The sequence below is a fragment of the Corallococcus exercitus genome, assembly GCF_003611585.1.
In the GTDB taxonomy this organism is placed as follows: Bacteria; Myxococcota; Myxococcia; order Myxococcales; family Myxococcaceae; genus Corallococcus; species Corallococcus exercitus.
On the sequence record NZ_RAVW01000473.1, the window covers coordinates 1 to 7057 of the forward strand.

2 protein-coding genes are annotated in these 7057 nt (G+C 71.9%); both read left to right on the top strand.

The features are described 5' to 3' along the window. A partial coding sequence (locus D7W79_RS36095) for an Hsp70 family protein (RefSeq protein ID WP_120529839.1) occupies positions 1 to 1845 on the top strand: 1845 nt, incomplete at its 5' end. Positions 1846 to 1970: 125 nt separating this feature from the next. Beyond that, positions 1971 to 7057 (top strand): non-ribosomal peptide synthetase (locus tag D7W79_RS36100; protein WP_244222159.1); only part of this gene is annotated, 5087 nt, incomplete at its 3' end.

Here is a 7057-nt window from a genome sequence, read left to right on the forward strand (position 1 = left end):
GTGGCGGCCCCTGCCCTGCCCCCGGCCATGGCCGCGGAAGCCGGCGCCGTCCCCCGGATGGAGGTCCCGGCCGCGCCCGCGCTGGAGATGGTGACGGACGCCGGGCTGGGGCTGAACACCGACGAGCCGCCCCGGACGGGGCCCGTGATTGGCATCGACCTGGGGACGACGAACTCGTGCGCCGCGTTCGTGCGCGGCGCGAAGCCCGGGGTGCTGCCCAGCCGCGAGGGCCACAACACGGTGCCCTCCATCCTCGCGTTCAACCAGCGCGGCAAGCTGGTGGTGGGCCACCCCGCGAAGGGGCAGATGCTCACCAACCCGCGACAGACGGTGTACGGCGCCAAGCGGCTGGTGGGCCGGCCCTACGCGTCGCCCATCGTGGGGCAGATCAAAGGCCGCTTCCACTACGAGATCGCCGCGGGCCAGAACGGCGAGGCGGCGGTGCGCCTGGGCGACCGCATCTATTCGCTCCAGCAGATCTCCGCGCTGATCCTCCGGGAGGTGCGCGAGGTGGCGCAGAACCAGCTGGGCCAGCCCATCTCCCGGGCGGTCATCACGGTGCCCGCCTACTACAACGACAACCAGCGGCACGCGGTGCGCGAGGCGGGCAAGCTCGCCGGGCTGTACGTGGAGCGCATCCTCAACGAGCCCACGGCGGCGGCGCTGGCTTATGGCTACGGCAAGAAGCTCAACCAGCGCGTGCTGGTGTACGACCTGGGCGGCGGCACGTTCGACGCGTCGGTGCTGGAGCTGCACGACACCGTCTACGAGGTGATTTCGACCGGCGGCGACACGTTCCTGGGCGGCATCGACTTCGACAACGCCATCGTGGAGTACCTCCTGGAGGAGTTCCAGCGGCAGACGGGCCGCGCCTTCCAGGGGGACCGGGTGGCCCTGCAGCGCATCAACGACGCGGCGGAGCGGGCCAAGTGCGCCCTCTCCGAGCGCTCCGAGATGCGCGTGCACGTGGCCTTCATCACGATGATCGACAACAAGCCGTACGACCTGGACGTCACGCTCACGCGGCAGAAGTTGATCGCCCTGACGGAGGGGCTGGTGGACCGCACGGTCCAGGTCTGCGATGAGGTGCTCCAGGCCAAGGGGCTGAAGCCGCAGGACATCGACGAGGTCATCCTCGTCGGTGGCCAGAGCCGCTTCCCGCTGGTGCACGAGAAGATCACGAAGTTCTTCGGGCGGCCGCCCAGCAAGGGCGTGCACCCGGACGAGGCCGTGGCGCTGGGCGCGGCGCTGCTGGCGCACAGCCTGGGACAGCTGGAAGGCGTGGTGCTCATCGACGTGCTGCCCATGGCCATTGGCGTGGGGCTGCCGGGTGGGCGCTTCAAGCCGGTGCTGGAGCGCAACGTGTCGCTGCCGGCGGTCAAGAGCTACACGCTCTCCACGCACCGGGACGACCAGACGGAGCTGGAGCTCACCGTCTTCCAGGGGGACTCCGAGCGCGCGCAGGACAACGAGTACCTGGGCACGCTGCGGCTCGCGGGCCTGCCGAAGAAGCCGCGCGGCGCGGTGCAGGTGCAGGTGACGTTCGAGGTGAACAACGAGTCACTGCTGAAGGTGACCGCGCGAGAGGGCACCACGGGGCGCGAGGTGGTCAGCACGTTCACCACCCGCGATACGCCGGAGGTGGTGAAGGCTCGGCTCGCACAGCAGGAGCCCGCGGCGGCAGCGGTGCCCGCGGTCGCGGCTCCGGGGAATGCGGTTCCTGCGGCGCGCAACCCCGTGGCGGCGTCCGCGCCGGTCCTCGCGGAGGCACCCGCGGACGTCGCGGTCGTGTCACGACATAAAGGTTTCATGGGGTGGTTGAAGGGCCTGTTCGGCCGCGCCTGATTCCCGGCGGGTTCCCGCTTGCCGAGTGGGCTGGCGGCGGGGACCTTCGCAAGGGATTCATCACCACGAGTGCCTGCGGGAAAAAGCACCAGGGCTGCTATTAAGTGTCGGCGGTTTTTTGACACATGGACGGCCCCCCCGTGCCCGACTTCTCGCGAATCCTTCCTGGCCTCCTGCTGAAGCTTGTCCAAGGGCCTTCCGCCCACGCGCCGCTCTATACCTTCCTCGGAGAGAGCGACGGCGAAGAGACCGTCTGGAGCGCGGCGGATCTGGACGTGCGCGCGCGGAGGATCGCGACGGCGCTGCGTGAGCGGGGCGCGGTGGGCGAACGCGTGCTGCTGCTGTACCCGCCGGGGCTGGATTACGTCGCGGGGTTCTTCGGCTGTCTGTACGCGGGCGCGGTGGCGGTGCCCGCGTATCCGCCGGATCCGATGCGGCTGGAGCGCACCCTGCCCCGCCTGCGCGCCATCATCCAGGACGCGAGAGCGTCGGTGGTGCTCACCACGTCCGGCATCCTGGACCTGTCGGACTTCGTCTTCGAGCAGGCGCCGGACTTCCGCGCGCTGCACTGGATGGCGACGGACGCGCTGCCGGAGGGTGGCGAGCGGGACTGGGTGGCGCCCGAGGGCGTGGGGGCGGAGTCGCTCGCGTTCCTCCAGTACACGTCCGGGAGCACGGGCACGCCCAAGGGCGTGATGCTCACGCACGGGAACCTGCTGCACAACCTGTCGCTGATCCACGGCGCCTTCCAGGCGCGAGCGGACAGCGTGGGCGTCATCTGGCTGCCGCCGTACCACGACATGGGGCTCATCGGCGGCATCCTGGAGCCGCTGCACGGTGGGTTCCCGGTGGCGCTGATGTCGCCGATGGCGTTCCTCAAGCGGCCCATGGCGTGGCTGGAGGCGGTGTCGCGCTTCGGGGGCACCATCAGCGGCGGGCCGAACTTCGCGTTCGACCTGTGCGTGCGCAAGAGCACGCCGGAGCAGCGCCAGGCGTTGGATTTGAGCCGGTGGGAGGTCGCGTTCTGCGGCGCGGAGCCCATCCGTCCGGAGACGCTGGAGCGCTTCGTGGAGGCGTTCGGTCCAAGCGGCTTCCGGCGCGAGGCGTTCTACCCGTGCTACGGCCTGGCGGAAGGGACGCTCATCGTCTCCGGAGGCGAGAAGTCGGCCCCGCCGGTGTCGGTGACGATTTCGGGCGGAGCGCTGGAGCGGCACCGCGCGGACGAAGTGGGCGCGGCGGAGCCGGGGGCACGGACGCTGGTGGGGTGTGGCCGGACGCTGGCGGAGCAGCGCATCGCCATCGTGGATCCGGAGACGCTGGAGCGGCGCGCGTCCGGTGAGGTGGGCGAGGTCTGGGTGTCGGGGCCGAGTGTCGCCCAGGGGTATTGGGGCCGGGAGGACGCGACGCGCGAGACGTTCCAGGCGCGCATCGCCCGTGAGGGTTCCGGGCCGTATCTGCGCACGGGTGACCTGGGGTTCCTGCGGCCGGATGGCGAGCTCTACGTCACCGGGCGGCGCAAGGACCTCATCATCCTGCGAGGCAGGAACCACTACCCCCAGGACCTGGAGGCGACGGTGGAGGCGGCGCACCCGGCGCTGCGGCCCGGCGGTGGCGCGGTGTTCGCGGTGGAGGTCGCGGGCGAGGAGCGCGCGGTCGTCGTGCAGGAGCTGGATGTCCGTCGGCTGGGCGACCTGCGGAAGCAGCTCGAGGTGGCGGACGCGGCGGTGGGAGCCATCCGGCAGCGGCTGGCGGAGTCGCACGAGGTGCAGGCGCACGCGGTGGTGCTCATCGAGCCGGGCAGCCTGCCCAAGACGTCCAGCGGCAAGGTGCAGCGGCACGCGTGCCGTACGGCGTTCCTGACCGGGACGCTGCAGGAGGTGATGGCGTGGCGTGAGGAGCTGCCCGGTGGGCCGGGTTCGTCGTCCGAAGCTCCCCTCCCCTCGGGTTCCAGCATGGCTTCCGGCATCGCCGGGTCCGCCGCCGTGCAGGCCCCGGGTGCATCCGGGCTGTCAGGCGTGGGTTCCGGAGCACGCGAGGCGGTGCCCGGGCAGGATGCGGTGGCCCTGGCCGCGAAGCCTGACGCGGAAGCGTTGGTGGCGTGGCTGCGCGACATCGTGGCCCGGCACGTGCGCATGCGCCGTGAGGAGATCGACGTCGAGGCTCCGGTCACGCGCTACGGGCTCGACTCGTTGGGCGCGGTGGAGCTGGCGCACGAGGTCGGGACGGGCACGGGCCTGACGGTGCCGATGGAGTGGTTGCTCCAGGGCCCGAGCATCACGTCCCTCGCGCGGCAACTGCATTCGCTTCGGGCGGCGACGGGACCTGCTTCGAGCACGCTGCGTCGCCGGGACGTCGAGGGGGCCCGGGCGGTGTCCTTCGCCCAGGCGCGGCTGTGGTTCCTGGACCGGTACGCACCGGGTGACGTCGCGTACAACCTGCCCGCGGCGGTGCGCCTGGAAGGCGAGCTGGACGTGGCCGCGCTGGATGGCAGCCTGACAGCGCTCGCGGCGCGCCATGACGCGCTGAGGACTTCCTTCGGGGCGCAGGACGGACGGCCCCTCCAGGTGATTTCGAAGGACGCGGTGCTGCCACTGGCGCGCGTGTCGCTGACGGCCCTGCCCGCGGAAGCCCGCGAGGCCGAGGCCTCCCGTCTCGCGTATGAAGAAGCCCGCCGCCCGTTCGACCTCACGCAGGGGCCGCTGGTGCGCGCCACGCTGCTGACGCTGGATGAACGCACGCACGTGCTGGTGCTCGTCATGCACCATGCCGTGTCGGACGGCACGTCCATGGCGGTGCTGGTACGTGAGGTTTCCGCCCTCTACGCGGCGCTGCGCGAGGGCCGGCCTTCTCCGTTGCCCGCGCTGCCGCTGGGGTACGCCGACTACGCGGAATGGCAGCGGGAGTGGCTGGACGGCGACGCCCTGGCGTCACAGCTGGACTACTGGCGCAAGCAGCTCTCGGGTGCGCCCCGGCTGCTGGAGCTGGCCACGGACCGGCCGCGTCCCGCCGAGCGTGGGACTGCCGGTGCCCGGGTGCCGGTGGTGCTGGACTCCCAGTTGTCCGAAGCGGTGCGGAAGCTGGCGGTGCGCGAGGGCGTCACGCCCTTCATGGTGCTGCTCGCGGGCTTCCAGGCAGTGCTCGCGCGTCGCTCGGGACAGGACGACGTCAGCGTGGGCACGGCCATCGCGGGCCGGGGCCGCGCGGAGCTCCAGGGGCTGGTGGGCTTCTTCGTCAACACGCTGGTGATGCGCACGCGGCTGTCCGGTGCGCCCACCTTCCGTGAGCTGCTGGGCCGGGTTCGCGCCACGGCGATGGGCGCGTATGCGCACCAGGACGTGCCCTTCGAGAAGCTGGTGGAGGCGCTCCAGCCCACGCGCGAGCGCGGGCACACGCCCCTCTTCCAGGTGATGTTCATCCTCCAGGGCGCGCAGGTGGGGGCCCCCGTGCTGCCGGGCCTCCAGTCGCGGCTGGTGGACGTGCACCCCGGCACGGCGATGTTCGACCTGACGCTCTCGCTCTCCGAGCCCGTCCGGGGCTTCGAGGGCTGGCTGGAGTACGCCACCAACCTCTTCGACGCGGACACCGTGGCCCGCCTCGCTGGCCACCTGCGCGTGCTGCTGGAGGCCGCGGTCGCGGATCCTTCGCGCACCGTGGACGCGCTGCCGTGGCTGGACGCCTCGGAGTCGGAACACCTGCGAGCGCTGTCACGCGGACCCGACATCGAGTTCCCGTCGGACGCCTCCGTCTCCGCGCGCTTCGCGGCGCAGGTGGCGCGCACTCCCGACGCAGTGGCGCTCGTCGCTGGAGAGACGCGGCTGACGTACCGGGAGCTGCGCGCGCGGGCCCGGGCCCTGGCGCACACGCTGAGACAGCGTGGCGTGGGGCCGGAGTCCGTCGTGGGGCTTTGCGTGGACCGCACGGCGGAGCTGGCCGTGGGGCTGCTCGGCATCCTGGAGGTGGGCGCGGCGTACCTGCCGCTGGATCCGGCGTACCCGGCGCAGCGGCTCGCGGCGATGTGGGAGGACTCCGGGGCGAAGGTCCTCGTGAGTCCCCGGCGCCTGGAGGACGTGGTCGCGGTGCCGGCCGAGCGCAGGCTCTTCCTCGACGACGTGGACCCCTCCGTGGGCGGGGACTTCGTGCGGTCCGCGAGCGATGCGCGGACGCTCGCGTACGTGCTCTACACGTCGGGTTCGACAGGGCGGCCCAAGGGCGTGGGCGTGCCGCACCGGACGGTGATGAACTTCTTCCGCGCGATGGACGCGCACGTCTCGCCATGCCCCGGCACGTGGCTGGCGATGACGAGCATCTCCTTCGACATCTCCGTGCTGGAGTTGCTCTGGTCCTGGACGCGTGGCTTCCAGGTGGTGCTCGCGCCGACGGGCCTGGAGCCCGCCGCGCTCGCGGAGGCCCTGGAGCATCACGCCGTCACCCACTTCCAGTGCACGCCGTCCTACGCGCGCGCCCTCGTGGAGGAGCCTCGCGCGCTGCATGCGCTGGGAGGGCTGCGGCAGTTGCTCGTGGGCGGAGAAGCGCTCCCGGGCGGCCTTGCCACGCTGTTGTGGGCTCACGTCCCGACCCTGCTCAACATGTACGGCCCCACCGAGACCACGGTGTGGTCGTCCATGCATCGCGTCGAGGCGGCCACGACCGGGACGGTGTCGCTGGGACGGCCGCTGGCGAACACCGGGCTCTACGTCCTGGATGCTCGGCTGCAACCGGTGCCGGTCGGTGTCCCTGGAGAGCTGTTCATCGGCGGTGAAGGCGTGGTGCGCGGCTACCTGGGCCGGTCGGACCTGACGGCCGAGCGCTTCGTGCCGGACGCGTTCCGTGACGAGCCGGGCACGCGGATGTACCGCACGGGGGACCGGGCGCGCTGGCTCGCGGATGGGACGCTGGAGTTCCTGGGCCGCATCGACCACCAGGTGAAGCTGCGCGGCTTCCGTATCGAGCCGGGCGAGATCGAGGCCGCGCTCCGCGCGCACCTCGAGGTCCGCGAGGCCGTGGTCGCCGTGCGCGAGGACGTGCCCGGCGAACAGCGCCTCGTGGCCTACGTCGTCCCCGCCTCCGTGGACGCGGACGCGCTGCGTGAACACCTGCGCTCGCGCCTCCCCGGGTACATGGTGCCCGCGGCCTTCGTCGGCCTGGGCGCCCTGCCCCTCACGCCCAACGGCAAGGTGGATCGCCGCGCCCTGCCCGCCCCCAAGTCCGTCGC